Below are 26,896 nucleotides of genomic sequence, written 5' to 3'. Positions count from 1 at the left end.
GTTCGGATCGGTTGTTGGTGGCGATTGGGGTGATATCGCTTGCACTAATTTGTCTGACAACATAGAATCAGTATAGCGAGCGGAACAAAAGAACCGCACGTCCCAATTCTCGAAGATGAGGAGCGAGAACATGCGAATGCGTAAACACTTCGCAACCGGCGCTGCGCTGACCGCAGCTGCCGCGATGATCCTGACCGCCTGTGGTGGCGGCGGTGATGCCGGATCGACTGCAACCGGTGGTAGCAGTGAACTCAATGTTGGCCCCGCCTACACCACCACCGACTACGGCCCGCTGACCAGCTCCGCGCTGGCCATGGGCAGCAACTGGCAGGTCCTCGAGGGCCTGTACCGCCTGGATCGCACCAACTACTCGGTCAGCCCCGCCCTGGCCGCCGGCGATCCCGTGAAGGTGTCCGACACTGAATACGAGATCAGCCTCCGTGACGGCGCGAAGTTCTCCGACGGTACCGACGTGACGGCCGCTGACGTTGTGGCCGCCTACGGCAAGGCCACCGCGGAGGGCTCCCTCTTCGCGCAGTTCTACACCTTCGTCGACTCCGTCGAGGCCAAGGACGACAAGACCGTCACCATCCACCTGAAGTACCCCTTCGCCGCCCTCAAGGAGCGCTTGGCGATCCTCATGGTCACCCCGGCCTCGGCCGACGCGGACGCCATGAAGTCCATGCCGATCGGCTCGGGCCCCTACAAGTACTCCGAGGTCAGCGAGCTGAAGATCAGCGCGGTCCCCAACGAGTACTACAACGGCAACACCCCCGCGACCGTTGAGACGATCAACTGGAACCCGCTGAAGGACGAGACCGCGCGTGTGACCGCCGCCATCGACGGCACGATCGACATCGTTGAGTCCGTTCCCGCCTCCTCGCAGAAGGATCTGAAGGACGCCGGTTGGAACGTTGAGTCGAAGCCCGGCTACGGCAACGCCTTCATGATGTTCAACACGCAGAAGGCCCCCTTCGACAAGCCCGAGGTGCGCCGCGCGTTCCTCAAGGCCATCAACAAGCAGTCCCTGATCGACACCGTGCTCGATGGTGAGGCTAAGGAGGCCACCTCCTTCCTGCCCGAGGCCAACCCGGCCTACAAGAAGCCCTCGACCGACCTGTCCTACGACAAGGACGCAGCCGCCAAGCTCCTGAGCGACAACGGCGCTGCCGGCATGACGGTCAACCTGCTCACCACGGATCACTCGTGGATCGTGGCCATGGTTCCCCAGATCACGGCTGACCTTGAGGCCCTCGGCCTGAAGGTCAACCACACCAGCCAGGCGACCGGCGACCTGTACAACAACGTCACCGACGTCAAGGACGCCGTGCCGGACTACGACGTCATCATCGCACCCGGTGACCCCTCGGTCTTCGGCACCGACCCCGGCATCATCATCTCGTGGTGGAACGGCAACAACAACTGGACCAAGCAGCGCGACGGCTGGCAGGTGTCGGATCCCGACTCCTTCAACCAGCTCCAGACCATCATCGAGGAGGCGGGTCAGCTCGACGGCGACGCTGCTAAGGCGAAGTGGGGCGAGGCTCAGGATCTGCTCGCTGAGAAGACCGTGCTGTTCCCGCTCGTGTTCCGCAACGTGATCACCGGCTCCAACCCCGAAAAGGTGGAGGGATTCCACGCGATCCCCACGACCGGCCTGCAGCTGCTCGGAGTGAGCACGAAGTAGGTCCCTGCGGGGATACATCGAAAGGAGGGGTGGAACGCCCGCCCTGAGGCAGACGCCACAGTCGGGCGCCACCCCTCCTTTTCTATTGCCAAAATTCGTTGAAATGGAGGTCTAGAAGTGAATAACCTTCTGCGACTCATCGGACGACGTTTGGTGGCCCTGCCGATCATGGTGGTCGGCGTGTCCTTCCTCGTCTTCTTCATCATGTCGCTGTCTCCCGTGGACCCCGCCTACTCGGCGCTCGGTGAGTCGGCGACCCCGGAGGCTCTCGAAGCCTACCGGAACCAACACGGTCTCAACGACCCGTTCTTCGTCCAGTACGGTCGCTACCTGTGGAACATGCTCCACGGAAACCTCGGTACGTACGGTGCTGGCTCTTCCAGCGTGACGGACCTGGTGGCTAAGGCTCTGCCCGTCACCCTGCAGCTGACCTTCCTCGGTCTGTTCTTCGCCGTCATCATCTCCTTCCCGCTCGGTGTCCTTGCCGCTCTCTACCGCGACCGTTGGCCCGACCAGGTCATCCGCGTGTTCTCCGTCATCGGCATTGGCACCCCCTCCTTCTGGCTGGCAACGCTGCTGGTCATGGCCTTCGTGAAGACCCTCCCGGTCTCTGGCCCATTGCCTGCCTTCTCGGTGAATCCAACGGGCTGGTTCCTGCGCATGTTGCTTCCCGCCATCGCCCTGGCCGTCCCCGTTGTCGGTCAGATGACCCGAGTCGTGCGTACCTCAATGGTTGAGGAACTGGATCGCGACTACGTGCGCACTGCGGTCGGCGCCGGTATCCCCAAGCGCATCGTCGTGGCCCGCAACGTGCTGCGTAACGCGCTCATCACGCCCGTGACGGTTCTCGGTCTGCGCGTCGGCTACCTGATGGGTGGCGCTGTCGTCATCGAAATCATCTTCTCTCTCAACGGTATGGGCACGGTGGTCCTGCTCAAGGGCATCCAGGAGAACTGGGTGACCCTGGTCCAGGGTGGCGCTCTCGTCGTCGCGATCGCCTTCATCATTGTCAACATCATCGTTGACATGCTCTACCTGCTCATCAACCCGCGTATTAGGTCGGTGTGAGGCATGAACCAGAAAGAAAAGCTCAACAAGGTCACTGCGAAGGGCGCGCGCTTCTCGCGCATCGGCGCGATGTCGCTCGGCTCGAAGATCGCGATGGTCATCCTCGCGCTCATCGTCCTCGTGTCGATCCTGGCCCCGTTCATCTCGCCCTACGGCCCCGGTGACATCAGCGCCAAGTGGCAGGCGCCGTCCGCCGAGCACTTCTTCGGCACGGACCACGTGGGTCGAGACATCTTCGCTCGCGTCCTGTACGGCGGTCGTTTCTCCCTGATCATCGGTCTGTGCTCGACGCTGGTCGCGCTCTTCTTCGGTGCGATCATCGGCTCCGTCGCCGCGGTTGTGCGCAAGAGCATCTCCGAGACGATCATGCGCATCCTCGACATCATCATGGCGGTGCCCGGTATCGCCATGGCGGCCGTGACGGTCCTCGTCTTCGGACGAACCCTCACGAAGTCGGGTAACACCGCAGGCCTCGTGGTGATCATCATCTGCTCGATCGCCTTCGTCTACATCCCGCAGCTGTCGCGTATCGTTCGCGCGAACGTCATGGCCGCCTACGGCGAGGACTACGTCCGCGCGGTGATCGTCTCCGGCGCCCGCGCCCCCTGGATCCTCACCAAGCACGTCCTGCGCAACACCGCCGCCCCGGTCCTCGTGTTCGCGACCGTCCTCGTCGCCGACGCGATCATCCTCGAGGCCTCCCTGACCTTCATCGGTTCGGGTCTCCAGGCGACCACCGTGGCCACGTGGGGCAACGTCCTGTCCGAGGCCTCGACGAACCGTTCGGTCCTGCAGGGCATGTGGTGGACGGCTACGTTCCCCGGCCTGTTCATCATGACCACCGTGCTGTGCCTGAACCTCCTGTCCGAGGGCATCACGGACGCGATGGTCGCGGCCCCCTCCTCGGCAGCTGTTGCCCAGGTCGATAAGGACTCCGACCGCGAGGCCGACAAGCTCCTGCTCGACCCGCGCCGCGCCTACGCCGAGCAGGCCGAATCCCTGCAGGCTCGCCTCGACGACCTCGAGACCGTCGAAGAACAGCGCTTCGATCGCTTCGAAGCCGACTTCGAGAAGGCTCCTCTGCTCGAGGTCAAGGACCTGTGCATCAAGTTCGACCGTCACGGCGACGTCAACGTCGTCGACCACGTGTCCTTCAAGGTCCGCGCAGGTGAGACTATGGGCCTCGTGGGCGAGTCCGGCTGCGGTAAGTCGATCACGGCCCTGACCATCATGGGCCTCATCGATCCCAAGGCCGAGATCTCGGGCGAGATCCTCTACGAGGGCGAGAACCTGCTGTCCAAGTCCGCCGAGGAGCGTCGCGCGCTGCTCGGTCACGAGATGGCCATGATCTACCAGGACGCCCTGTCGTCCCTGAACCCCGCCATGCTGATCAAGGCTCAGATGAAGCAGCTGACCAGCCGCGGCGGTACCCGCAGCGCCGAGGAACTCCTCGAGCTCGTGGGCCTGGATCCCAAGCGCACCCTCGAGTCCTACCCGCACGAGCTCTCGGGCGGCCAGCGCCAGCGCGTTCTTATCGCCATGGCCCTGACCCGCGACCCGAAGCTGATCATCGCGGACGAGCCGACCACCGCCCTGGACGTCACCGTCCAGAAGCAGGTCATCTCTCTGCTCAACGAGCTGCGTGAGAAGCTCGGCTTCGCCATGATCTTCGTGTCCCACGACCTGGCGCTCGTCGCCGAGGTGGCACACCACATCACCGTCATGTACGCCGGCCAGGTCATCGAGCAGGCCCCCACGAAGGAACTGCTCACGCACCCGACACACGAGTACACGCGCGGCCTGCTGGGCGCCGTCCTCTCGATCGAGTCCGGCTCCGGCCGACTCCACCAGGTTCCCGGCACCGTGCCCTCGCCTCGCGACTTCCCGAAGGGCGATCGTTTCGCCCCCAGGTCCTCGCACCCCGATTACGGACTGGACATCCGCCCGGTCCTCACCGAGGTCGGCCCCGAGCACGTGTACGCGGCTCTCCCGCCCCGCGACGAGGCGCAGGCCTCCGCGCAGGAAACGAACGGTCAGGAGGAAACGCGATGAGCGACAACACCCCGATCATCGAACTGAAGGACGTCGAGGTGACCTTCACCTCGCGTACCGGCTCCCTGTTCAAGCCCAACAAGGTCCACGCGGTGCGTGGCGTCAACATGCGCATTGAGCGCGGACAGACGCTCGGCATCGTCGGCGAGTCCGGCTGTGGCAAGTCCACGACCGCGAACGTCATGTGCGGCCTGCAGATGCCGTCGAAGGGCCAGGTGTTCTTCAACGGCAAGGAGGTCACGAAGCGCAGCGCCGCCGCCCGCCGGGAAATCGGACGCGTCGTCTCCGTGGTCTTCCAGGACCCCGCGACGGCCCTCAACCCCCGCATGCACGTCGCCGATCAGCTCGCTGACCCGCTGCGCGTGCACCACATTGGGGACGAGGCCTCGCGAGCCAAGCGTGTGCGCGAACTGATCTCGCTCGTCGGTCTGCCGTCGAGCGCCCTCGACGCGCTCCCCGGACAGCTCTCGGGCGGCCAGCGTCAGCGTGTGGCCATCGCCCGCGCCCTATCCATCGGCCCCGACGCGATCATCGCCGACGAGCCCACCTCCGCGCTCGACGTGTCGGTGCGCGCCCAGATCCTGAACCTGCTCACGGACCTCAAGAGGGACCTGGGCCTGGCGATGGTTTTCATCTCGCACGATATCCAGACCGTGCGATACGTCTCTGACCGAATCGCCGTGATGAACGGCGGCAAGGTCGTCGAAGAAGGGCCGGCCGCGCAGCTGCTCGCCGACCCGAAGGACCCCTACACCCGCAAGCTCCTGGGCGCCGCGCCCTCGCTCCTGCACCCCAACCTCGAAGGAGAGAAGTAATTATGTCTTCGAAGATCCGTGGCGTTGTCCCGCCCCTGGCCATCCCGCTCAAAAACGGCGAGCTCGACGTCCCCTCGCTCGAGCGTCACATCAACCGCCTGATCGAGGCCGGCCTCGACGGCCTGTTCGTGTCCGGCTCCACCGGTGAGGTCGCCTTCTCGACGGCCGAGCGTCGCGCCCAGATCCAGCGCGAAGCCGTGCGCATCGTCGACGGCCGCATCCCGCTCCTGGTCGGCGTCATCGACACCGAGACCGAGCGCGTCATCGAGAACATCAAGGCCGTGGAAGAGATCGGCGGCGCCACGGGCGTCGTCGCGACCGCCCCGTTCTACGCCCTGGGCGGCGAGACCGAGGTCGAGCGCCACTTCCGTATCCTCAAGGAGAACACCAACCTCGAGCTGTGGGCCTACGACATCCCCGTGTGCGTGCACACGAAGCTGTCGCCCGACCTGCTCATGCGCCTGGGCCGCGACGGCGTCATCGACGGCGTCAAGGACTCCTCCGGTGACGATGTTGCGTTCCGCTGGCTGTGCCTGGCCAACGAGGCCGCCGGCCACCCGCTGCAGCTCCTCACCGGCCACGAGGTCGTCGTCGACGGCGCCTACATGTCCGGCGCGGACGGTTCCGTGCCCGGCCTGGCCAACGTGGACCCCGAGGGCTACGTGCGCCAGTGGCAGGCCTACGAGCGCCGCGACTGGGAGGCCGTGCGCACCGAGCAGGACCGCCTCGCGGAGCTCATGCGCATCGTCCAGGTGAAGGGCGTGCAGGGCTTCGGTGCGGGCGTCGGCGCCTTCAAGGCAGCGCTGCACCTGCTCGGCGTCTTCGATTCGCCTGAGATGCCGCGCCCGGTTGCCGCCATCGAGGGCGACAACATGGAGCATGTCGCGTCCGTGCTGCGCGCGGTCGACCTGCTCTCCTGATACGTCGACGAGGCCGGGGTTCTTCCGTTCCGCATATTGCGCGCCTTCGGGCGCGCGCCCCGGCCTCGTCGATTTTCTTATACCCCTGACTTTTCGTAAGGATCCTCATGACTACGCTCCTTGCCCTCGACATCGGTGGCACCAAGGTCGGGTGGGGCATCGTCGAGGCCGGTGACAGCTACGAGGTCACCGAGCGCGGATCGATCCCCACTGACGCGATGCGCGGCGGAGCGGACGTGGCGGCTCGCATCTGTGACCTTGCCTCGTCCCTGGTCGCCTCTCACCCGCAGGTGAGCGGTGTCGCGGTCGCCAGCGCCGGCGTCGTCGACCCCTCCACCGGCGACATCGTCTCCGCCACGGGCACCATGCCCGGCTGGGGAGGCACGCCCCTGGGCGCTCTGCTTCAGGAGGCAACCGGCCTGAAGGTGCGCGTCCTCAACGACGTGCACGCGCACGGCCTGGGCGAGGCCACGCTCGGCGCCGGCCAGCCCTACCGTTCCGTCCTGTCGATTGCGGTCGGCACCGGCATCGGCGGCGCCCTCGTCGAAGACCGCCAGGTCTCCTTCGGGTCGCGCGGCATCGCCGGACACGTGGGCCACATCCACCACCACTTCGCCCCCGACATGACGTGCTCGTGCGGCCGCAAGGGCCACATCGAGTCCTTCTGCTCGGGATCGGGCATCACCGCCTGGTACGACTCGCTGCGCGGCGAGTCCGACCCCGAGGTGGACGGCGGGCGCGCTCTGCAAGAGCTCGCCGAATCAGGCAACGCCCTGGCAGCCGCCTGCTTCTCCCGCTCCGCGTACGCGCTTGGCGAGGCCACGGCCTCGTTGGTCAACTGCGTGGACCCGGCCGTCGTTATCCTCTCCGGGTCCATGACCCGCTCCGGGGACATCTGGTGGGACGCCCTGCGCGATGGCTTCGCGGCCTCCGCGATGACGCCCGTCGCCGCCACCCCCATTCTCGTTGGTTCCCTCGGCGGCGACGCGCCGCTGCTCGGAGCCGTTTCCTTCTTCCTGCACTCATAGGAGTTCACCATGCACCCGCTTATCGCAAACCTGAAGGGCAAGCTCATCGTCTCCGTCCAGGCGTACCCGGGCGAGCCCATGCGCCACCCCGAGACGATGGCACAGATCGCCCGCGCCGCCGAGATCGGTGGCGCCGCCGCCATCCGCTGCCAGGGCCTGTCCGATATTTCCGCGATCAAGGGCCGCGTCGACGTGCCCGTGATCGGCCTGTGGAAGGAAGGCCACGAGGGCGTGTACATCACCCCCTCGCTGCGTCACGCCCGCGCCTGCGTCATGGCCGGCTCCGACATCGTCGCCCTGGACGCGACGGGCCGCCCGCGCCTGGACGGCCTGAGCTTCGCCGAGACCGTCGCGGCTCTGCGCGAGGACGGCACCCTCGTCATGGCTGACTGCGGTTCCTTCGAGGATGCCCAGCGCGCCGTCGATGCCGGCGTGGACATCGTCTCCACGACCCTGGCGGGCTACACCGGCGATCGCGTCAAGACCGACGGACCCGACCTGGAGCTGCTGCGCGAGGTCGTCGCCGCGTTCCCGGATGTGCCCGTGATCTGCGAGGGCCGCGTCCACACACCCGAGCAGGCTGCCGCGGCCATCGAGGCCGGCGCCTTCGCCGTCATTGTCGGCACCGCGATCACGCACCCCACGTCGATCACGACCTGGTTTAAGGCCGCCGTGGAGGGCTGAGTTCCTGTTCCTGTTGAGCGGGGGTGGGCGGGTGATCAACACCTGCCCACCCCCGCTTACATTCGCAACTGGCGGCGCGTATATTACCCAGCATGTCTGTCCCATCTTCGCGTGCTCGCGCTGCCCTTCGCGCCACAGGCGTCGTCTACGTGTGCCTCGGTTTCGGCACGTCAGCGTGGCTCTCGCGCCTGCCCGACGTACGCGACAACCTCGGGCTGACACCGGCGACGATCGGCACGATGCTGCTCATCGCCTCCCTCGGCTCTCTGCTGACCCTGCCGACCTCCGGCCCGATCGTGACCACAATCGGCGCGCGGGCCTCGGGCCGCATTGGCGTGGCCATCTGGGCTCTGGGCATCGTCTGCGCGGGGATGGGCGCACTCAACGTCTCGATCCCACTGGCCACCGCCGGCCTCGTGCTGATCGCGGCTGGCAACGGCCTGTGGGGCGCGACCATGAACATCGAGGCCGGCCTCGTGCAGGCGGCCGTGCGCCGCACCGTCGTCCCCGTCATCCAGGCGATGTACGCGGTCGGCATGCTGGGAGGCGCGCTCCTCGGCGCGCTCGCCTCCCAGCTCGGCCTGCCCCTCGGCGCCCACCTCTTCGGACTGGCTGCACTCGAGCTTCTCGCCTGCGGGACCGCCGTCGGCTTCTACCTGACGAAGGACGAGGTCGCGGCCCTCGCGCCCGCGCAGGATAAGAGTGAGGGGGAGGAGGCCTCGCAGCGCAAGGCGAAGGGCCTCACCCGGGTTGCCTGGCGCGAAAAGCAGACCGTGCTCATCGCCCTCATGGTCATGAGCGCGGGCCTCATGGAGGGTGCTGCGAACGACTGGCTCAACCTGTCCATGGTGGACGGCTACGGCTACTCGACCGCGGCGGCCTCGGCGGCGTTTGCGTTCTTCCTGCTCATGATGACGATCGTGCGCTTCGCGTCCCCGCGTCTCGAGGCACGCCTGGGCTCGCCCATGCTGCTGCGCATCACCTTCACCGGCGCGGTCGTGGGCCTGCTGCTCGTGGCCTTCGCGCCGCACCACCTGTTCGCGGTTGCGGGCATCGCCCTGTGGGGCGTCGGCTCGGCCCTCGGCTTCCCCCTGGGCATCTCGGCGCTGTCCGTCGACCCCGTCATGACGCCCGCGCGCGTCTCCGTGCTCTCGACCGTCAACTACGGCGCTGCCCTCATCGGTCCGCCGCTCCTGGGCCTCATCGCCGACCACATCGGCTACCACCGAGCACTGGCCTTCGTGGCCCTGCCGGTCCTCCTCGCGATCATCCTCGCCGGGCAGGTGCCAGACCGCCGCGGGACGAAGCACACGGACCTCGCCTTCGGCGACTAGGCTTAGGGGCATGACGACCCTCGCTGATCTGACGACCCTGCGCGTGGGCGGCCCCATCGCCCGCGTCGTGCCCGCCACGTCCTCCGATGCCCTGGTGGACGCTGTCGCCGCGGCCGATGCCGCTGGCGGCCCGCTCCTCGTCGTGGGTGGAGGGTCAAACCTGCTGGCCTCCGACGCCCCCTTCGAGGGCACGGTCGTCGACGTGCAGCCTTTCGGTGAGGTCGCCTCCGTCATCCACGAGGACCCCGCCGGTTCGGTTGTTGTGCGTGCCGGTGCGGGCACGGTCTGGGACGAGTTCGTCTCCTGGACGCTGTCTGCGGGGCTCTCCGGCGTCGAGGCGCTCTCCGGCATCCCCGGAACCGTCGGCGCGTCCCCGGTGCAGAACGTGGGCGCCTACGGCCATGAGGTCTCCGAGACCATCGAGAGCGTCGAGGCCTACGACCGCCTGACGGGCATCGTCGTGCGCCTGCTGCCCTCCGACCTCGGCTTTGCCTACCGCTCCTCGGCGATCAAGCGCAGCGTTGGCGAGCCCGGCCTGGGCGACCGTCCCTGGGGGCCGACCGGCCGCTGGGTGGTCCTGTCCGTGGACTTCCGCCTCGAGCGCTCGCCCCTCAGCGCCCCTGTCATGTACGCCGAGCTGGCCCGCCGCCTCGGCGTCGAGGCCGGGTCGCGTGCCAACGCGCCCCTGGTCCGCTCCACCGTCCTGGATCTGCGCCGCGGCAAGGGCATGGTCCTGGATGCGGAGGATCACGACACGTGGAGCGCCGGTTCCTTCTTCACCAACCCAATCCTGCCAGAGGCCGCGGCCGCCTCTCTGCCCGAGGGTGCGCCGCGCTTTAGCGCGGGGGAGGGCCTCGTCAAGACGAGCGCTGCCTGGCTCATCGATCACGCGGGCTGCGGCAAGGGCTTCCACCTGCCCGAGGCCGGGGATCCTCCGCGCGCGTCCCTGTCCACCAAGCACGTGCTGGCCCTGACGAATCGCGGAGGCGCGACGGGTGCCGACATCGAGGCCCTGGCCCGCGCCGTGCGCGAGCGGGTCTTTGAGGCATTTGGTGTGACCCTGGTGCCCGAGCCGGTCACGGTTGGCATCACCTGGTAGCGGGTGCGCCTGGCCATTGTGCGCCGCGCCCGTTGTCGGCATCTTTCCGGAGAACCCGTAGAGGGACCTCCCCACATTTCGCATGCAATTCCCCGTCAGGCGTCTTGAAGCATGCCCTGAAAACCGCGGAATATCAACGTTCTGAATTCAAAGTTTGAAAGAGGTGCGGGGGAATTGCATGCGAGATTGTGGGAGAACTGCGCTGATTCTGCGCTCGCGGATCCGTTTCACGGATAGGTTGTTACGATGCGGATAGGTTGTCAGGATCCGGACAGGTTATGCGCATCCGGATAGCTTAATAACCTATCCATATCTTCATAACCTATCCACATCTTCATAACCTATCCGCGTGAGGCTGCGGCGCGCAGGCGCTCGATCATGTCGGGCACGTTGCGGGTGACGGCCGTCCACAGGAGCTGGTCGTCCATGTTCTGGTACCCCGAGTGCGCCGCGATGTTGCGGGTCGTGCGCAGGGCGCGCTTCTCAGGCGAGGTCAGGGCATCCATGTAGGGTGCGTACTCTTCGCATTCCAGGAACGCGGCCAGCCGGATGATCACCATGCAAGCGGAGTCATACTCCGGGCAATCGGCGCTGAAGGCCTCGACGGGGACAGCGGCAACCCGTTCGACGCGATGGGCGATGACGTCGAGTTCGCGCAGGAAGTTCTCAGCGTCGAAACTGGGCGCGTGTCTGCGTGCCACTCGCGGCCGAGGGGTGAAGGGAGCAGGCTCGCTCATAGTGCCACGGCCTCGTCAACGGCAGTTCGCAGTGCTTCGGGCACGTGTGTATCCGCGTGAACCTCCGTCGGGAAGCCGGTGAGTTCGCTCGTGAACGAGGCGATGTCCGCCAACTCGAACAGCGAAAGCTCGCGGGTGGGCGTGCCGATCAGGTCGATGTCCGACTCAAATCCGTCCGTGCCCCGGGCGACCGAGCCGAAGACGCGGAGGAAACCCAGGCCTCGTTCCTGGGCGTAGCTGCTGATGGAAGGCGCGTAGCGGGCGAGCGGCACGGAGGGGCGGTAGTCGGCGGCGCGGAGGATGCGTTCGAGCAGTTCGGCGGAGACTGCGCGCCTGCCGGACTCGATCTGCGCGAGGGTCGACTGGCTCATCCCGGTCATCCCCGCCAGCTCGGCCTGTGTGAGGGATGCGTCCTGACGTGCAGCACGCACGAGGGACGGCGCGTCGTCACGATGAAACCGGCTCATGTCTTCATGATAGTGCACGCGTGCACTATTGGTGAAGCGGTCGTCGGTAGGTGCGAGGCCGGGGTCTGTGGTCGTCCCGAGGTGGCCGACTCGGGCGGTTGGATGGGAAAGAAACAACCGGACTGAGAGAGGGCTTCCCAAATTCCGCATGCAATTCCCCGTCGGGTGTCCGGAGACACGCCCTGAAAACCGCAGAATATCAATGTTCTGAATTCAAAGTTTGAAAAAGGCGTGGGGGAATTGCATGCGAGATTGTGGGAGAACTGTGCTGGTCTTGCGCTCGCTGATAGTTCGTGGATGAGCGGGGAGGTGTCGTCGTCAATGAAGTGCGCGCCTGCGCTCGCGGATCCGTTACGCGGATAGGTTTCCGCTATCCGGATAGGTTGTCACGATGCGGATAGGTTATGCGCATCCGGATAGCTTAATAACCTATCCATATCTTCATAACCTATCCATATCTTCATAACCTATCCATATCTTCATAACCTATCCATATCTTCATAACCTATCCGTATGTGAGCTGCCGTTCGCCAAGGCTTGTACCTCCCCACATTTCGCACGTAATTCCCCAACGTGTTTCCTGGATCACGCCTTGAAAACCGCGGAATATCAACGATCCGATTTCAAAGTTTAAAAAGTTGATATGGGAATTACGTGCGACATTTAGGGGTAAACGTGCCGAATCGTGAGGGCGGTGAGAAACAGCTGCTGCGCGGATGCAGCCTCGCGCCCGGGACCTACGCCACGGGCTCTACCGCCAGCCAGGCGTCGATGTCGGCCTTCCAGGCCGCCTTGCGCGAGGGTGAGGCCAGGGACGCGTCGATAGAGGAGCGCGCCAAGTCGGCCAGGGCCTGGTCGGACAGCCCGAACACGTCGCGCGCAACCTCGTACTGGGCGACCAGGCGCGAGCGGAAGAGCAGCGGGTCGTCGGCAGCCAGCGCCACGGTAGCCCCGGCAGACAACAGAATCGGCAGCGGCACCTGCGAGAAATCCGTGTACACGCCCAGGTGCACGTTTGACGTCGGGCAGACCTCCAGAGCGATGCCCGCGTCAACGACGGCGCGCAGCAGCGCAGGATCCTCGCTGGTGCGCACCCCGTGTCCGAGGCGGGCGGGCGCCAGAGCGGACACAACCTCGCGCACGGAGGAGGGGCCCAGGAGCTCGCCGCCGTGCGGAACACCCACGAGACCGGCGCGGCGCGCGATGCGGAACGCCGGAGCAAACGACGCCGTGGACCCCACGCGCTCGTCGTTCGACAGGCCGAAAGCCACGACGTTGCCGGGACCATCCCCGGCAAACGACGCGGCCAGGCGCGCGAGCGTGCGCGCGTCCAGCGGGTGCTTCATGCGCGACGCCGCGACGATCACGCCGATGTCGACGCCGGTGTCCCGCGAGGCCGCTCGGGCCTCGTCGATGATGATCTCAAGCGCCGGGGTGATGCCGCCGACGTAGGGTGCGTAGCTCGTGGGGTCGGCCTGGATCTCCATGCGCACCGAGCCCTCGGCGGCGTCGTCCTCGGCGGCCTCGCGGATGAGGCGGCGCATCGCGGCCTCGGAGCGCACGAGGTGACGCGCGGAGTCGTAAGCGCGCTGGAAACGGAACCACCCGCGCCCGTCGGCCGGCATGGAGGCCGCGTCGATGTGCAGCAGGTGAGGGGGCAGACGAACGCCCTGCGCGCGCGCCATGTCCACCATCGTGGTGGGCCGCATCGCGCCCGTGAAGTGCAGGTGCAGGTGCGCTTTGGGCAGGGTCGCGAGGTCGCGCCTGCCCGGTGGGGTGGGGCGTGGGGCCGTCAGGTTGGGGACGGAGGGCGCGTCCACGGCCTAGTGCTCCCCGAGCCAGATGATGATGTCGCGAATCAGGCCGGGGCCCTCGGGCTCGTTGAGGAGCTCGTGGTAGGCGCCGTCGACGATACGCAGGTGGATGTCGGCGTCCGGGTGCGCCGCGCGCGCCCCGCGCACGAGCTCGCGCGAACCGCGCAGGTCCGCCATCAGGTCGCCGGACCCGTGCATGACGAGCGTCGGTGAGGCCAGGCGCCCGGCGCGGGCGATCACCTCGTCGCCCTGGATGATCATGGTCGCGCCCGTCAGGATCGGCACGCCGCCCTTGTAGGTGAGCGGGTCGGCATCGAAGTCGCGCTGGACCTGCGGGTCGCGCGACAGGGGAGACACCTCCATGTCGGACGCGCCCTTCGCCACGACGAGGCCGGGGCGCAGCCGCGCGATCGGCGCCAGCCTGCGCGCCTGGGAGGGGGAGACATGGGGGAGGGGACGCAGCGCGGGCGCGGACAGGACGGTGCCGCGCAGCCGCGTCGGGTCGAGGATCGTGGAGGCGGCCGCGATGATGCCGCCCATGGAGTGTCCGAACAAGAACAGCTCTGGCGTGCGCGCGTGGGCGACGGCCGCCCGGCGCACGTCACCGAAGTCGCGGATGAGCGCGCCCACGTCCACGCGGGCGCGGGGACCCTCGGAGGTCCCGTGGCCCGCGTGGTCGTAGTAGGCGACGTCGTAACCGGCACGGGTGAGCGCGGAGCGCAGGTGGGCGTAGCGCCCGGAGTGCTCCGCGTACCCGTGGGCGAGGAGGACTGTTCCGAGGGGGTCCTCCCGCTGTGTCCGTTCGAACGAGACGTGCATCAGGCGAAGAGCTCCTGCACGCGGGTGATGCCCTCGACGAGGTCGTCGTCGGACAGCGCGTAGGAGAAGCGCAGGAAGCCGGAGGGGCCGAAGGCCTCGCCGGGGACAGCCGCGACCTCGACCTCGTCGAGGATCAGGTCGGCGAGCTCGCCCGAGGTGTTGGCGACGCGGCCGCGGATCTCGCGACCCAGCAGGCGCTCGACGGAGGGGTAGACGTAGAACGCGCCCTTGGGGGTGGGGACGTCGAAGCCGTCGATCTGGCGCAGCATGTCAACGATCGTGCGGCGGCGACGGTCGAAGGCGACGCGCATCTCGTTCACGGCATCCAGGGAGCCGGACACGGCGGCGCGCGCGGCCTCCTGGGCGATGTTGTTGACGTTGGAGGTCAGGTGCGACTGGAAGGACAGCGCAGCCTTAATGACGTCGGAGGGGCCGATCATCCAGCCCACTCGCCAGCCGGTCATCGCGTAGGTTTTGGCCACGCCGTTGAGGATGACGGCCTGGTCGGCCAGCTCGGGCACCAGCTTGACGATGTGCGCGCTCTGCGCGTCCTCGTACAGCAGATGCTCGTAGATCTCATCCGAAATGACCCAGATGCCGTGCTCGAGGGCCCACTGGCCGATCGCGGTCAGTTCCTCGGGCGTGTAGACGCTGCCCGTCGGGTTGGACGGCGAGCACATGAGCAGCACCTTCGTGCGAGGGGTGCGCGCGGCCTCGAGCTGTTCGACGCTCACCTTGTAGTCCTGGTCGGCGCCCGCGAAGACCTCGACGGGGGTCGCGCCGGCGAGCTTGACGACCTCGGGGTAGGTGGTCCAGTAGGGGGTCGGCAGGATGGCTTCGTCGCCGGGGCCCAGCAGCGCGGCGAAGGCCTGGAAGACGGCCTGCTTGCCGCCGTTGGTGACGACGATGTCGGCGGGGGAGACCTCGTAGCCGGAGTCGCGCAGGGTCTTGGCGGCGATGGCTTCGCGCAGCGCGGGCAGGCCGGCGGCGGGCGTGTAGCGGTGCATCGCGGGGTTGCGGGCGGCCTTGACGGCGGCCTCGACAATGTAGTCGGGCGTGGCGAAGTCGGGTTCGCCGGCGCCGAAGCCGATTACCGGGCGGCCGGCGGCCTTGAGGGCCTTGGCCTTCGCGTCCACGGCCAGGGTCGCGGACGGGGTGATGGCGTTGAAACGATCAGAGACACGGGTGCGAGGAGTATTGGTCACCCCTCCATGGTCCCACGTCGCGCGCGCGTGTGGCGGAGAGCGCACACGATGCGTGCGTGGGCTACCTCTCATTTACGAGGTCGGGGCTGGTATTTCGGGGCACGCGACCTTTGGTCGTGGTTCTCGGGTGGACAAAGCGCCGCATGATCCACTAATGTTCGTCAGGCAGGTTTTCCTGCGTAGGGCAGTGGCGCAATTGGTAGCGCACCGGTCTCCAAAACCGGCGGTTGTGGGTTCGAGTCCCGCCTGCCCTGCGGATTAGGCTGATCATTTCGTAGGAGGATTCCCATGGCCGATCGTGTTGCCTCGGACGCTGAATCCTCGCGCCGAGATCGCACTAAGAGCGCTGCTACCCGCAAGCGTGGTGACGCCACCAAGGAACAGAACAAGCGTCCCGGTTTGTTTGGCGCTATCTGGCTCTTCTTCAAGCAGGTCATCGACGAAATGAAGAAGGTGACGTATCCGACGGGATCCGAAACCTGGACATACTTCGTTGTTGTCGTTGTGTTTGTCGCCGCAATCATGCTTTTCGCTGGCCTACTCGACTTCGGATTCGGTAAGCTAAGTGCATTGATCTTCGGCTGAGACCGACGAACCCGCCCGCAGGATACTGCAGGCGGGTTTCTTCTACGGTCCGGCCCCATTTGCAGGAGGGAAACGTCGTGAGCGACGAAAACTACACCGAGGAACAGGCCTTCGAGGAGCACCAGGAAGAGGTCCAGCAGGAGAGTGCCGAGGCGCTGGCCGACGGAGCCGCCCAGGAAGTCGTCGACGAGGTGGCCGAGGAGGTCGCCGAGAAGGAGACCGAATCGGACGACGAGGCCCCTGCCTCGGCCGAAGAGGAAGCGATCGCCAAGCTGCGCCGCAAGCTCTACATGTCTCCCGGCGACTGGTACGTCATCCACACCTACTCCGGCCACGAGCGCAAGGTGAAGGCGAACCTAGAGCAGCGCATCACCACGCAGAACATGGAAGACTACATCTTCGCCGTCGAGGTCCCGGACGAGTACGTCATGGAGTACCGCGGCACCACGAAGAAGCGCGTGCGTCACGTGCGCATCCCCGGCTACGCGATCGTCTGCATGGACTTCAACGAGGCCTCGTACCGTGTCGTCAAGGAAACCCCCGCCGTCACCGGCTTCGTGGGCGACCAGCACAACCCGGTGCCGCTCTCGATCGACGAGGTCGTCATGCTCCTGACGCCCAACGTCCTCGAGGAAGCCGCCGAGGCCGCCAAGGATCAGCCCGCACCCGTCCAGGTCGTCCAGACCCAGTTCGAGGTCGGCGAGATCGTCACCGTCACCGACGGACCTTTCGAGACCATGTCGGCCACGATCTCCGAGATCATGCCCGAGACTCAGAAGCTCAAGGTCCTCGTCACCATCTTCGAGCGCGAGACGCCGCTCGAGCTCGGCTTCGACCAGGTGGAGAAGCTCGAGCAGTGACATCACGCACCCGGACTTGGGATCAAGCCCGGAATCGCGTTATGATTCACTTTTGTGTGCGTAGGGCGCACTATGCCCGCTGAAACCCAGTGAGCAGTGCCCGACGCTCCGCCTGACCGGCACCCGTCGGTCAGAACTTCAGAAGAAAGACCCGCATTCATGGCACCGAAGAAGAAGGTCACCGGCCTGATCAAGCTTCAGATCGCAGCCGGCGCCGCAACCCCCGCACCGCCCGTCGGCCCCGCTCTGGGCCAGCACGGCGTGAACATCGTCGAGTTCACCAAGGCTTACAACGCGGCCACCGAGTCGCAGCGTGGAAACATCATCCCCGTTGAGATCACCGTCTACGAGGATCGTTCCTTCACGTTCGTCCTCAAGACGCCGCCCGCCGCCGAGCTCATCAAGAAGGCTGCTGGCATCCAGAAGGGTTCCGGCACCCCCAACACCGTCAAGGTTGGTTCGATCACGATGGATCAGGCTCGCGAGATCGGCCAGTCCAAGATGGCTGACCTCAACGCCAACGACATCGAGGCCGCGGCCAAGATCATCGCCGGCACCGCCCGTTCCATGGGCATCACCGTCGAGGGCTGACCTCAACCAACCCCCCCGTGGTAGGGCAGGCGCTGCCCGACACCCACGACTGCAAGGAGAAGAAGCAGAATGACCAAGCGCTCCAAGAGCTACCGCGCAGCGGCCGAGAAGGTCCACGCGGACGTGCTGTACACCCCCTTCGAGGCCATGAAGCTGGCCAAGGAGACCACCGTCACCAAGTTCGATTCGACCGTTGAGGTCGTTTTCCGACTGGGTGTCGATCCCCGCCAGGCGGACCAGATGGTCCGTGGCACCGTTTCCCTGCCGCACGGCACCGGCAAGACCGCCCGGGTCTTGGTCTTCGCCGTTGGTCCGCGCGCTCAGGAAGCGATTGACGCAGGCGCCGACGAGGTCGGCGGCGACGAGCTCATCGAGAAGGTTGCCAAGGGCTACACCGACTTCGATGTCGCCGTTGCTACCCCCGACCTGATGGGCAAGGTTGGCCGCCTCGGCCGCGTCCTCGGCCCCCGTGGCCTCATGCCGAACCCCAAGACGGGCACCGTGACCATGGACGTCGCGAAGGCCGTCAAGGAGATCAAGGGTGGTCGTATCGAGTTCCGTGTCGACAAGCACGGCAACCTGGCGTTCATCGTCGGCAAGGCGTCTTTCACCGCCGAGCAGCTGACCGAGAACTACGCGACCGTCCTGGATGAGGTTCTGCGTCTCAAGCCGACCTCCGCGAAGGGCCGTTACCTGATCAAGGGCGCCGTCGCCACGACGATGGGCCCCGGCATCCCGCTGGATGTCACCAAGGTCAAGGACCTGCTGGAGAAGTGAGCTCAGCTCGCTGACGAAGCATTCGGGTCCCCGCGCAGCATGGCTGCGCGGGGACCCGCCTTATCTGTTGTTGTGCGTTGAGATGTGCGCGTGCGCCAGTCCTGGGCGTCGCGGCAGCTATGAGAGCGTGGTGGGTGACTCGCAGCTGCGCGAAAGTGGGCTGCGCGGCACTCGCCGGAGGGTGCAACCCCGGCCTCGTCTGTGAAACGCGCCGCCATGCTTGCGCGCTGTCGGTGGCCCTGTTAAGCTGGTCCGTGCCGAAGACCGTTGGTGTCCACGCTAGTGGAGGAAAATCCAACGCAGGTGAGTGAGCAGCCATGTGCTGCAATCGAGCGTACGCCCGACACGATCCTGCGTGTCGGGTTTTTTCTTACCTGCGGTCACGTATCTGGAAGGAGGACCATGGCGAAGTCCGACAAGGTGGCAGCAGTTGCCGAGCTCGTGGAGCGCTTCCGCGCAGCCGACGCTGTCCTGCTGACCGAGTACCGCGGCCTGACCGTCGGCCAGCTCAAGCAGCTGCGTCGCGGCCTGGGCGAGAACGCGACCTACGCCGTGGCAAAGAACACGCTTGCGCGCCTGGCGGCCAAGGAGGTCGGTCTCGACTTCCTGGCTGAGGACCTGAAGGGCCCCACCGCCATCGCATTCGTCTCCGGCGAGCCCGTCGAGGCCGCCAAGACCCTGCGTGATTTTGCTAAGGACAACCCCGCCCTCGTGCTGAAGTCTGGCGCGATGGACGGTGCTCAGCTGAGCGCCGAGGGTGTCAAGAAGCTTGCCGATCTCGAGTCCCGCGAGGTCCTGCTGGCCAAGGCCGCAGGCGTCCTCAAGGCCAAGATTGGTCAGGCGGCGTTCGCATTCAACGCTCTGCCCGTCAAGGCAGTGCGCACCATCGATGCTCTGCGCGAAAAGCAGCAGGGCGAGGCGGCCTGACGAGACAGGCCCTGTTCCACGCCGCCACCCTGGCTGCGTGAAACAAACCAACAATCTGCACTCGTGCAGGCCAATTAGGAAGGATGCCACTCATGGCTAAGCTCTCCAATGACGAGCTCATCGCAGCTTTCAAGGAAATGACCCTCATCGAGCTCTCCGACTTCGTGAAGCTCTTCGAGGAGACCTTCGACGTTGAGGCCGCTGCCCCCGCAGCCGTCGCCGTTGCCGCCCCGGCTGCCGACGCCCCCGCCGCCGAAGAGAAGGACGAGTTCGAGGTCGTCCTCGAGTCCGCCGGTGACAAGAAGATCGCCGTCGTCAAGGTCGTCAAGAACCTGGCCGGCCTGGGCCTCAAGGAAGCCAAGGACCTGGTTGACTCCGCGCCCTCCACCATCTTCCCCGCCGCGAAGAAGGAAGACGCCGAGAAGGCCAAGGCTGAGATCGAAGAGGCCGGCGGCAAGGTCACCCTTAAGTGACTTTCCCCGTCTGAATCGTTCAGACTCTTCCACCCGACTGGGTGGGCGAAACCCCGTCCCGCATCTGCGGGGCGGGGTTTGACGCATGTCTGGGCGTGCGTTGTGTTGCTTGTGGCGTCGCTGCTGTTCCGGGCACCGTGTTGTCTGGCTCGTTGGGCCGGGCTGCTTGATGTGCCCGCCGGCGGCGGCCCGCCCGCGAGCCGTCCGCGCCGCGAGCTTCGCTCGGCGCGTCGACTCGTTGTCCGGCCAGGCCCCGCCACCGCCCACGGGCACCGCAGCCCGGCCAGGCCCCGCCGCCGCCCACGGACACCGCAGCCCGGCCCTCCGGCCCTCCGGCGCCTCCACACCGGCGGTGCGGCTTGTTCTGCTGTGTGTTGCACCGTCTTGCCTGCTGCTCAGTAATTTCGCACGTAATTCCCCGGTGACTATTTCAGTATTTGAATTGGCATCGTTGGAATTGGAGCGTTTCTGGGCTGTCTTCAAAAGTGACCGAGGGAAATTACGTGCGGATTTGGTGTCGCCCAGGCTCTGCCACCGCCCACGGGCGCCACGGCCAGGCCCTGCTGCCGCCCACGGGCGCCACAGCCAGGCCCTGCTGCCGCCCACGGGCACCGCAGCCTGGTCGATGCGGCTATTGTGCGTCTAGCACTTTCGCATGCAATTCCCCTGTGACTATTTCAGTATTTGAATTGGCATCGTTGGAATTGCAACGTTTCTGGGCTTTGTTGAAAGTTCATGCAATCGAATTGCATGCGGAATTTCTGGTATGTGTCACCGTCGTCACTCGGGGGCAGTGGAGCCTCGTGCAACGGCTTCTTCGCATGCTGCGCATACGGATAGGTTGTTGCTATCTGGATAGGTTATGAGCATCCGGATAGCTTATTAACCTATCCGCATCGTCGTAACCTATCCGGATCGTCAACCATGTTAGTGTCACCCCGTGCCCCTCAGGAGGGGTGGGGCTTTGGCTTGCTATCGGTGTTGGCGGGGTGAGCTCGCGATGGCCGGTACAAAATTCTCCCTGCTCGGCTTCTGTGCTCTGCGAGCGGTACAAAATTCTCCCTGCTGATGCATTTTGGGCAAAAACAGCCGTTTATTCGCGCTCTGGGAGGGTTTTGTACCGGGAAGGGTGTGCGACGGTGGTTGTGGGGAGGGTTTTGTACCGGGATGGGTGTGCGACGGTGGTTGTTGGGAGAGTTTTGTACCGGGGCGGGCGTTTAGTGATGCCGTTGGTTTCACAGTTATGACGTCCCTGTGCTCTGGGCGCGAAAAAGTTCGTCCTGTGCGATCTGACGTGAACACAAACGCGAAAAAGTTCGCCCAGCGAGGGAAAAATGGCCTAAAAATCGCGGTTTATGGCGTGTTGGGCGAGTTCTTTTGCGCGAGGGCCCTGATGGGCCTGGTGTTGGGCGAGTTCTTTCGCGCGAGGGCCCAGATGGGTCTGGTGTTGGGCGAGTTCTTTCGCGCGAGGGCCCAGATGGGTCTGGTGTTGGGCGAGTTTTTTCGCGCGACGGGCCTGATATGCACTAATGCCAGTGTCCTGTTCCGCGTGACCGCGACATGGAAACGGTCTTTCGTTTGACCATGACGCGGCGTCAGGGGGCAGAATCGATGTCATGAGCAACGACACCACCCTCTACACGGTAGGAGAGGTCGCCGAGCGATTCTCGCTGACGGTGCGAACGCTGCGCCACTGGGAGGCGCAGGGGCTCCTCGCTCCCACCGCGCGGAGCTGGTCGAACTACCGGCTCTATTCGCGCGAGGACTGCGTGCGTGTCCAGAGGATTGTCGTCTACCGGGCGACGGGGATGAAGCTGATGGACATCAAGGCCCTCCTCGACTGTGGAGACTCTGAGATCGAACACCTCACGAGGCAACGAGAGAGCCTTCTTGCTCATCGTCGCGAGACGGACGCAATGATAGAAGCGTTAGACATACTGTTGGAGGATGCAATGAATGACAACGAGCTCACTGTGGAAGAAATCGGGGAGATCTTGGGGGAGGCCGACTTTGCGGCGCACCAGAGCGAGGCCGAAGACCGTTATGGTGACACTGACGACTGGCGTGAATCGCGAGAGCGCACTGCGTCGTGGCAAACCGCCGACTGGCGTGACAGTGCCGAGCGATTCCATGACATCGAAAGCAGGATGATCGATGCGATCCGTGACGGCGTAGCTCCGGATAGCAAGGAAGCGGAAAGCCTCGTCGAGGAGCACAGAGAAGCCCTCAGTGAGTTCTTTCCGGTCACGCCTGCCAAGCACTACATCATGTCTCGCGGGTACATCCATGACGAGCGATTCCGGGCTCACTACGACTCACAGTATGTTGGCTTCGCGCAGTGGCTTGCCGATGCGATTGAGTCGGCTGCGAGGCGTCAGGGAATTAACCTCGAGAATCCGACGTGGGGGTGAGTGCACCCGACGCTGAACTCGATATCAGTGACGCGCAGCATACGCTTTGAAGCCACTCTGGCTTGCCAGTTCCGAATAGTCTCTGCTACTATCTTCTCTTGTCGCAATCCTGCGTAGCTCAACGGCAGAGCATCCGACTGTTAATCGGACGGTTACTGGTTCGAATCCAGTCGCAGGAGCAGATGCCCCGAGTTCTCATGAACTCGGGGCTTTTTGTTGATCGGGGAGGAGCGGGTAGATGCAGGCTATCGCTGATCACGCCTACCACGTGCTGGTCATCGCGTTCGTTGCTGCCACGGTTATTGAGGTGATCGTCAAGGCCGTGAGAAAGCCGCGCAAGAAGAAGCGCGGGCCCGTCGCCCCCAGAGAGAGTGCGGCCGAGCGTGAGAAGCGCATGCGAGAGTGCTACGCGGCATTCGGGGATCGTTGGCGGGAGTGGCTGGATTGGCCCCGGGGGAGTGGCGACGCTGACCGCCTCGTGACGGCCGCGAGCATCTGGGGGAGTCCGGAGCAGGGAGCCTCCTTTCCCCGGCGTTTCCATGACAGTCAGCTGGGAAAGGTTATGCTCGACAAGAGCAGCTACCGGGCGATGCTGGAAGCATCCAACGACGTGGCTCAGCCGAGGCGCGAGCTGGCCCCGACCTCGTGGGCGAAGATACGCCTCGACGTGTGGGCGCTGCACTCGAAGGCTGCGCAGAAGCCCCGTCTCATGCGCGTGTGGCTGAGCGGGGACCGTGCGCTCGTGGAGCTGCATCGCACGCGCGTCGTGAAAGTTGACGAGATCCTCCCCAGCGAGATCGTTGGTTTTGTTCGCGGGTTCACGCGCCTCGGCCCGCGCAAGGGTGCGGTGGATGGCCTGCGCTGGCTGCCTGCCGAGGCGATGGAGCTGGGGGAGAAGCCGCTGTGGAACACGTTCCGCGTCCTGCGCGGAATCTCTGGCGTCGCGCCCGAGGGTTCGCCCGTCGCAGATGCGTTGCGTGCGGGGGACTATCATGCGTTTGCTTTCGTGGTCTCACGTGCCGAGAGTGCGTGGAAGGAACCTTGCGCGCATTTGCGCGTCCTGGATTGCGCTGGCGTCACTTACCAGGTGGGCGACGCGTTCTCGCGGGAGTCCGACGACGTGCGGTGGGCACCGCGCGGGGCGGGGGACGAGGCTCCGGCTCGGGCAGGCGAGGAGGAGCCGACTGAGGCCGCTCGACGAGGCCGTGGCCGCCCGAGCGGGCTCGCTGGCCTGAGCGAGGGGAGCGGCACGGTGGCGACGCCGGGCAAGCCCGTCAGTGGTGTCGGCCCCGGGGTATCCGGGCTGCTTGGAGATGAACCTGAGCCGCTGGCGGACACGGATCTCGCGGTGGTGCCAATCGATCCTCGTGAGGTGCTGCGGGCGGTCGAGAGGATGATCGAGCTGTGAGGGAAGAACTCGTTGAAGCCGTCCTGCGGGTTGTGGAGGAAATCCCAGAGGGGCGTGCGGCGACGTACGGCATGATCGCGCGGGCGGTCGGTACCGGTCCGCGCGTTGTGGGGCGGATCATGCATGACTGGGGCGGTGGAGTCCCGTGGTGGCGCGTCGTGAACGTTCACGGAACTTTTCCGACAACTATTCGCGGTGAGGGATTTTCAGAGTGGGAGAAAGAGGGGATGCCTCACGATCTGGAGCGGGGAAAACTTCATCTCAAGCAGTGCGTTGTGGAGCAGGAATGGCTCGACGCTGTCGCACGAACGGTCATTGAGAATCTGCAGAATGCTGCGGAATTGTCAGGCTGACGCTCGCTGATATTTGATTACGATTTGGTTACGCGTTTTTCGATTTGGGTCGCGTAGACCCCTGTGATGCTCTACTCTAAAGGAGACGCCGAAGAGGGCGATTCTCCGGAACGATGACCGTTAGCGTTAACGATGCCGGGGAAGAAAACTCCAGAAACAGAGAAGTTACTGGTACCCAAGGGGTGAGAAGTGACGAACTTACTAGAGCTAAAGGGGATCTCAAAGACGTTCCCCGGCGTGAAGGCGCTGTCCGACGTGGACCTCGACCTTCGACCCGGTGAAGTCTTGGGTCTCTGTGGTGAGAACGGAGCGGGCAAGTCCACGCTCATGAAGGTGCTCACCGGTATCCACAAGTCCGACCCGGGCGGCGAGATCTGGCTGCAGGGAGAGAAGGTCGACATCCAGTCGCCGGAGCACGCACGTGACCTCGGCCTGTCGATCATCCACCAGGAACTCAACATTGTTCCTGACCTGACCGTCGCCCAGAACCTGTACATCGGTCGACCCGGCACGTCCAAGTTTGGCTACGTTGACGACCGCAAGATGGTTCGTGATGCGCGCGAGCTCTTCGAGCGCCTCAACATGGACATCGACCCCACCGCCTACTGCCGCGACCTGCCCGTTGCGCGCCTGCAGATGGTGGAAATCGCGCGTGCGCTGTCCTTCGATTCGAAGATCCTGGTCATGGACGAGCCCACGGCTCCTCTGACCACGACCGAGACCGAGTCTCTCTTCGAGCTGGTGCGCGACTTCGTGTGCCCCACGACCGGCCTGATCTTCATCACGCACCGCATGCCCGAGCTCACCGAGCTCACCAACCGCATCTCGGTTCTGCGCGATGGCAAGTACATCGGCACGGTGGATACGGCCTCGACCCCGATGAGCGAGGTCGTCAAGATGATGGTCGGCCGCGAGGTTCCCGCAGACGCGCGTCCCACCACCAAGCCGATCTCCGACGAGGCCGTCCTGCGCGTCGAGCACCTCTCGACCGTCAAGGCCGTCCACGACGTGTCCTTCGAGGTCAAGAAGGGTGAGATCTTCGGCTTCGCGGGCCTGGTTGGCGCCGGCCGCACCGAGGTCGCCCGAGCACTGTTCGGCGCCGACCCCCACACCGAGGGCGACATCTACGTCCACGGCAAGAAGGTCACCATCAAGGGCGCGAACGACGCCGTGAAGAACGGCATCGGCTACCTGTCTGAGGACCGCAAGCAGTATGGCCTGCTCCTCGACAAGGACATCTCTTTCAACACGGGCCTGGCCGCGATGAGCCACTTCACCACCGCGACCGTCGTCGCAACGAAGAAGCTGCGCAACGTCGCCCAGGACTACGTGAAGAAGCTGCGTACCCGCACCCCCTCCGTGGACGTTGAGCTGCGCAGCCTCTCGGGCGGTAACCAGCAGAAGGTCGTCGTGGCCAAGTGGCTGGAACGTGACACTGACATCCTGATCTTCGACGAGCCGACGCGCGGCATCGACGTGGGCGCGAAGGATGAGATTTACACGCTGCTCGAGGATCTGGCGAAGCAGGGCAAGGCCATCATCGTGATCTCCTCGGAGCTGCCCGAGGTTCTGCGCCTGGCCAACCGCATCGCCGTCATGGCCCATGGCCGCATCATTGGCACCCTCAACAACGAGGAAGCCACCCAAGAAAACATCATGGAACTGGCCACCGTCGGCCAGGAAGAAGCGAACGGAGAAGTCGCGTGAGCACCGTCGTCGACAACAAGGGCCTGGAGGCGCCGTCGCCTGTCAAGACCTTCCTGAAGAACAACATGCAGCTGATGCTCGTCACGGTTGCTCTGTTCGTCATCCTGCTGTTCTTCAGCATTGCAGCCAACGGCTTTGCGAAGCCGACCATCTACCTGGACATCGTCCTGCAGTCGGCCTACACGGGCGTCATGGCCCTGGGTGCGACCTTCGTCATCGCGACCTCCGGCATTGACCTCTCCGTCGGTACGGGCATGAGCCTCGTCGCGGTGATGGCCGGTGTCTTCCTGGCGGGCGACAAGATGAACCTGCCTCTGGGCGCTGGCCTGATCCTGACGCTGCTGGTCGGCATGGCGATTGGCCTGGTCAATGGCCTGAACGTCTCGATCCTGGGTCTGCCGCCCTTCATCGCAACGCTTGCGATGATGATGGTCGCCCGAGGCCTCGCGCTGATCATCTCGGACAAGGCCTCCATCACGATCGCGAACACGGGCTACAAGGCCATTGCGCGTGGCGAGATCATCCCCGGTGTGGCCAACGCCGTCCTGATCTTCGTGGTCCTCACGGTCCTGGCGACCTTCCTCATGAACAAGACGCTGCTCGGCCGCTACTCGCTGGCGATCGGCTCCAACGAGGAGGCCACCCGCCTCTCCGGCGTCAACGTCCGCCTGTGGAAGATCATCATCTACGTCGTCGCGGGTGCCTTCATGGCCATCGGTGCGGTCCTCTACTCCTCGCGTGGTGGCCTGGTCCAGCCCGCTGAGGGCGTGGGCATGGAGCTCAACGTCATCGCCGCGGCCGTCATCGGTGGTACGTCCCTGTCGGGTGGCCGCGCCTCGATCCCCGGCGCCCTGGTTGGCGCGATCATCATGGAGACCCTGAAGAAGGGCCTGACGATGATGGGTATCGCCGCCGAATGGCAGTTCGTCGTCACCGGTATCGTCCTGCTGCTCGCCGTCGTCATCGACAACATCCGCCGCGTTCGCGAGAACGCCGCCTGATTCTTACCCATTCAATTCACCCATGGTGGACCGACGTCGGTCCACACACCCAAGGGCGGGAATGACCCCGCCAC

Annotated in this window: 26 protein-coding genes and 2 tRNA genes; 23 read left to right on the top strand and 5 right to left on the bottom strand. The window is 65.1% G+C overall.

The annotated features are described in order from the left end of the window. Positions 1-130: 130 nt before the first annotated feature. From QP415_RS05750 to QP415_RS05710, 9 genes are all read left to right on the top strand, one after another. Positions 131-1,687, top strand: coding sequence for an ABC transporter substrate-binding protein (locus QP415_RS05750; protein ID WP_016461576.1), 1,557 nt, complete (start codon positions 131-133; stop codon positions 1,685-1,687). A gap of 117 nt (positions 1,688-1,804) precedes the next feature. Then, positions 1,805-2,755, top strand: a complete 951-nt coding sequence (locus tag QP415_RS05745) for an ABC transporter permease (protein WP_016461575.1) — start codon at positions 1,805-1,807, stop codon at positions 2,753-2,755. Between the two features lie 3 nt (positions 2,756-2,758). Continuing rightward, complete coding sequence (locus QP415_RS05740) at positions 2,759-4,807, top strand: dipeptide/oligopeptide/nickel ABC transporter permease/ATP-binding protein (protein WP_285099304.1); 2,049 nt, start codon at positions 2,759-2,761, stop codon at positions 4,805-4,807. Next, positions 4,804-5,622: an ABC transporter ATP-binding protein gene (locus tag QP415_RS05735; protein ID WP_285099301.1), complete on the top strand. Its 819-nt coding sequence runs from the start codon at positions 4,804-4,806 to the stop codon at positions 5,620-5,622. Before QP415_RS05740 ends, QP415_RS05735 begins: the two co-directional genes overlap by 4 nt. 2 nt (positions 5,623-5,624) lie before the next feature. Beyond that, positions 5,625-6,542 carry a dihydrodipicolinate synthase family protein gene (locus QP415_RS05730; RefSeq protein WP_048676722.1) on the top strand — a complete coding sequence of 306 codons (918 nt, stop codon included), beginning with the start codon at positions 5,625-5,627 and terminating at the stop codon, positions 6,540-6,542. Positions 6,543-6,649: 107 nt separating this feature from the next. Then, positions 6,650-7,570 carry an ROK family protein gene (locus tag QP415_RS05725; RefSeq protein ID WP_285099296.1) on the top strand — a complete coding sequence of 307 codons (921 nt, stop codon included), beginning with the start codon at positions 6,650-6,652 and terminating at the stop codon, positions 7,568-7,570. Positions 7,571-7,579: 9 nt separating this feature from the next. Then, positions 7,580-8,254, top strand: coding sequence for an N-acetylmannosamine-6-phosphate 2-epimerase (locus tag QP415_RS05720; protein ID WP_007587569.1), 675 nt, complete (start codon positions 7,580-7,582; stop codon positions 8,252-8,254). 92 nt (positions 8,255-8,346) lie between these two features. Beyond that, positions 8,347-9,588, top strand: coding sequence for an MFS transporter (locus tag QP415_RS05715; RefSeq protein WP_034475405.1), 1,242 nt, complete (start codon positions 8,347-8,349; stop codon positions 9,586-9,588). Between the two features lie 10 nt (positions 9,589-9,598). After that, positions 9,599-10,687 carry a UDP-N-acetylmuramate dehydrogenase gene (locus QP415_RS05710; RefSeq protein ID WP_285099292.1) on the top strand — a complete coding sequence of 363 codons (1,089 nt, stop codon included), beginning with the start codon at positions 9,599-9,601 and terminating at the stop codon, positions 10,685-10,687. Positions 10,688-11,028: 341 nt separating this feature from the next. Here the strand turns inward: QP415_RS05710 and QP415_RS05705 are convergent, their stop codons facing one another. The 5 genes from QP415_RS05705 to QP415_RS05685 all read right to left on the bottom strand — a co-directional run bounded on the left by QP415_RS05705 (position 11,029) and on the right by QP415_RS05685 (position 15,729). Further along, complete coding sequence (locus tag QP415_RS05705; RefSeq protein ID WP_285099290.1) at positions 11,029-11,388, bottom strand: antitoxin; 360 nt, start codon at positions 11,386-11,388, stop codon at positions 11,029-11,031. A 32-nt stretch (positions 11,389-11,420) separates the two neighbouring features. After that, on the bottom strand, positions 11,421-11,891 hold the full coding sequence (locus QP415_RS05700) for a helix-turn-helix domain-containing protein (protein WP_285099289.1): 471 nt from the start codon (positions 11,889-11,891) through the stop codon (positions 11,421-11,423). Between the two features lie 737 nt (positions 11,892-12,628). After that, the gene (locus tag QP415_RS05695; protein WP_285099287.1) at positions 12,629-13,711 is read right to left on the bottom strand and encodes an adenosine deaminase; all 1,083 of its coding nucleotides are present in this window, start codon (positions 13,709-13,711) and stop codon (positions 12,629-12,631) included. 3 nt (positions 13,712-13,714) lie between these two features. Further along, on the bottom strand, positions 13,715-14,524 hold the full coding sequence (locus QP415_RS05690; RefSeq protein WP_285099285.1) for an alpha/beta hydrolase: 810 nt from the start codon (positions 14,522-14,524) through the stop codon (positions 13,715-13,717). Next, on the bottom strand, positions 14,524-15,729 hold the full coding sequence (locus tag QP415_RS05685) for a pyridoxal phosphate-dependent aminotransferase (RefSeq protein WP_016461563.1): 1,206 nt from the start codon (positions 15,727-15,729) through the stop codon (positions 14,524-14,526). The genes QP415_RS05690 and QP415_RS05685 overlap by 1 nt, the downstream gene beginning before the upstream one ends. A 181-nt stretch (positions 15,730-15,910) precedes the next feature. On the opposite strand from QP415_RS05685, the gene QP415_RS05680 reads away from it, so the two are divergent. From QP415_RS05680 to QP415_RS05615, 14 genes are all read left to right on the top strand, one after another. Then, positions 15,911-15,983 (top strand) — tRNA-Trp (locus QP415_RS05680). 34 nt (positions 15,984-16,017) lie between these two features. Beyond that, positions 16,018-16,314: a preprotein translocase subunit SecE gene (secE, locus tag QP415_RS05675; protein ID WP_285099282.1), complete on the top strand. Its 297-nt coding sequence runs from the start codon at positions 16,018-16,020 to the stop codon at positions 16,312-16,314. A gap of 77 nt (positions 16,315-16,391) precedes the next feature. Then, positions 16,392-17,174 carry a transcription termination/antitermination protein NusG gene (gene nusG, locus QP415_RS05670; protein ID WP_016461561.1) on the top strand — a complete coding sequence of 261 codons (783 nt, stop codon included), beginning with the start codon at positions 16,392-16,394 and terminating at the stop codon, positions 17,172-17,174. Between the two features lie 159 nt (positions 17,175-17,333). Continuing rightward, positions 17,334-17,765 carry a 50S ribosomal protein L11 gene (gene rplK, locus QP415_RS05665; RefSeq protein ID WP_016461560.1) on the top strand — a complete coding sequence of 144 codons (432 nt, stop codon included), beginning with the start codon at positions 17,334-17,336 and terminating at the stop codon, positions 17,763-17,765. Between the two features lie 69 nt (positions 17,766-17,834). Next, entirely contained in the window at positions 17,835-18,542 is a 708-nt protein-coding gene (gene rplA / locus QP415_RS05660) for a 50S ribosomal protein L1 (RefSeq protein ID WP_016461559.1), read from the top strand. Positions 18,543-18,944: 402 nt separating this feature from the next. After that, positions 18,945-19,469 carry a 50S ribosomal protein L10 gene (gene rplJ, locus QP415_RS05655; protein WP_016461558.1) on the top strand — a complete coding sequence of 175 codons (525 nt, stop codon included), beginning with the start codon at positions 18,945-18,947 and terminating at the stop codon, positions 19,467-19,469. A 92-nt stretch (positions 19,470-19,561) separates the two neighbouring features. After that, complete coding sequence (gene rplL, locus QP415_RS05650; RefSeq protein ID WP_003792291.1) at positions 19,562-19,942, top strand: 50S ribosomal protein L7/L12; 381 nt, start codon at positions 19,562-19,564, stop codon at positions 19,940-19,942. A 1,294-nt stretch (positions 19,943-21,236) separates the two neighbouring features. Next, positions 21,237-21,524: a hypothetical protein gene (locus QP415_RS05645; protein ID WP_285099278.1), complete on the top strand. Its 288-nt coding sequence runs from the start codon at positions 21,237-21,239 to the stop codon at positions 21,522-21,524. 34 nt (positions 21,525-21,558) lie between these two features. Then, on the top strand, positions 21,559-22,353 hold the full coding sequence (locus tag QP415_RS05640; RefSeq protein ID WP_048677396.1) for a MerR family transcriptional regulator: 795 nt from the start codon (positions 21,559-21,561) through the stop codon (positions 22,351-22,353). A gap of 107 nt (positions 22,354-22,460) precedes the next feature. Then, a tRNA-Asn gene (locus QP415_RS05635) sits at positions 22,461-22,532 on the top strand. Between the two features lie 59 nt (positions 22,533-22,591). Further along, positions 22,592-23,761 (top strand): hypothetical protein, encoded by a 1,170-nt coding sequence (locus QP415_RS05630; protein WP_285099275.1) that lies wholly within the window; start codon positions 22,592-22,594, stop codon positions 23,759-23,761. Further along, positions 23,758-24,114, top strand: a complete 357-nt coding sequence (locus tag QP415_RS05625) for an MGMT family protein (protein ID WP_285099274.1) — start codon at positions 23,758-23,760, stop codon at positions 24,112-24,114. The genes QP415_RS05630 and QP415_RS05625 overlap by 4 nt, the downstream gene beginning before the upstream one ends. A 189-nt stretch (positions 24,115-24,303) precedes the next feature. After that, complete coding sequence (locus QP415_RS05620; RefSeq protein ID WP_285099272.1) at positions 24,304-25,821, top strand: ATP-binding cassette domain-containing protein; 1,518 nt, start codon at positions 24,304-24,306, stop codon at positions 25,819-25,821. Continuing rightward, entirely contained in the window at positions 25,818-26,822 is a 1,005-nt protein-coding gene (locus tag QP415_RS05615; protein WP_285099271.1) for an ABC transporter permease, read from the top strand. Before QP415_RS05620 ends, QP415_RS05615 begins: the two co-directional genes overlap by 4 nt. Positions 26,823-26,896: the final 74 nt, after the last annotated feature.

The organism is Pauljensenia sp. UMB3104, assembly GCF_030217285.1.
Taxonomy (GTDB): domain Bacteria; phylum Actinomycetota; class Actinomycetes; order Actinomycetales; family Actinomycetaceae; genus Pauljensenia.
This window is presented reverse-complemented; position numbering and strand designations above follow the sequence as displayed.

Coding starts and splice junctions, on each gene's coding strand:
- QP415_RS05630 (WP_285099275.1), top strand. CDS start 22,592: ATGCAGGCTATCGCTGATCACGCCTACCACGTGCTGGTCATCGCGTTC.
- QP415_RS05735 (WP_285099301.1), top strand. CDS start 4,804: ATGAGCGACAACACCCCGATCATCGAACTGAAGGACGTCGAGGTGACC.
- secE (WP_285099282.1), top strand. CDS start 16,018: ATGGCCGATCGTGTTGCCTCGGACGCTGAATCCTCGCGCCGAGATCGC.
- QP415_RS05690 (WP_285099285.1), bottom strand. CDS start 14,524: ATGCACGTCTCGTTCGAACGGACACAGCGGGAGGACCCCCTCGGAACA.
- QP415_RS05730 (WP_048676722.1), top strand. CDS start 5,625: ATGTCTTCGAAGATCCGTGGCGTTGTCCCGCCCCTGGCCATCCCGCTC.
- QP415_RS05700 (WP_285099289.1), bottom strand. CDS start 11,891: ATGAGCCGGTTTCATCGTGACGACGCGCCGTCCCTCGTGCGTGCTGCA.
- QP415_RS05720 (WP_007587569.1), top strand. CDS start 7,580: ATGCACCCGCTTATCGCAAACCTGAAGGGCAAGCTCATCGTCTCCGTC.
- QP415_RS05710 (WP_285099292.1), top strand. CDS start 9,599: ATGACGACCCTCGCTGATCTGACGACCCTGCGCGTGGGCGGCCCCATC.
- QP415_RS05740 (WP_285099304.1), top strand. CDS start 2,759: ATGAACCAGAAAGAAAAGCTCAACAAGGTCACTGCGAAGGGCGCGCGC.
- rplL (WP_003792291.1), top strand. CDS start 19,562: ATGGCTAAGCTCTCCAATGACGAGCTCATCGCAGCTTTCAAGGAAATG.
- QP415_RS05715 (WP_034475405.1), top strand. CDS start 8,347: ATGTCTGTCCCATCTTCGCGTGCTCGCGCTGCCCTTCGCGCCACAGGC.
- rplK (WP_016461560.1), top strand. CDS start 17,334: ATGGCACCGAAGAAGAAGGTCACCGGCCTGATCAAGCTTCAGATCGCA.
- QP415_RS05750 (WP_016461576.1), top strand. CDS start 131: ATGCGAATGCGTAAACACTTCGCAACCGGCGCTGCGCTGACCGCAGCT.
- QP415_RS05640 (WP_048677396.1), top strand. CDS start 21,559: ATGAGCAACGACACCACCCTCTACACGGTAGGAGAGGTCGCCGAGCGA.
- rplA (WP_016461559.1), top strand. CDS start 17,835: ATGACCAAGCGCTCCAAGAGCTACCGCGCAGCGGCCGAGAAGGTCCAC.
- QP415_RS05725 (WP_285099296.1), top strand. CDS start 6,650: ATGACTACGCTCCTTGCCCTCGACATCGGTGGCACCAAGGTCGGGTGG.
- rplJ (WP_016461558.1), top strand. CDS start 18,945: ATGGCGAAGTCCGACAAGGTGGCAGCAGTTGCCGAGCTCGTGGAGCGC.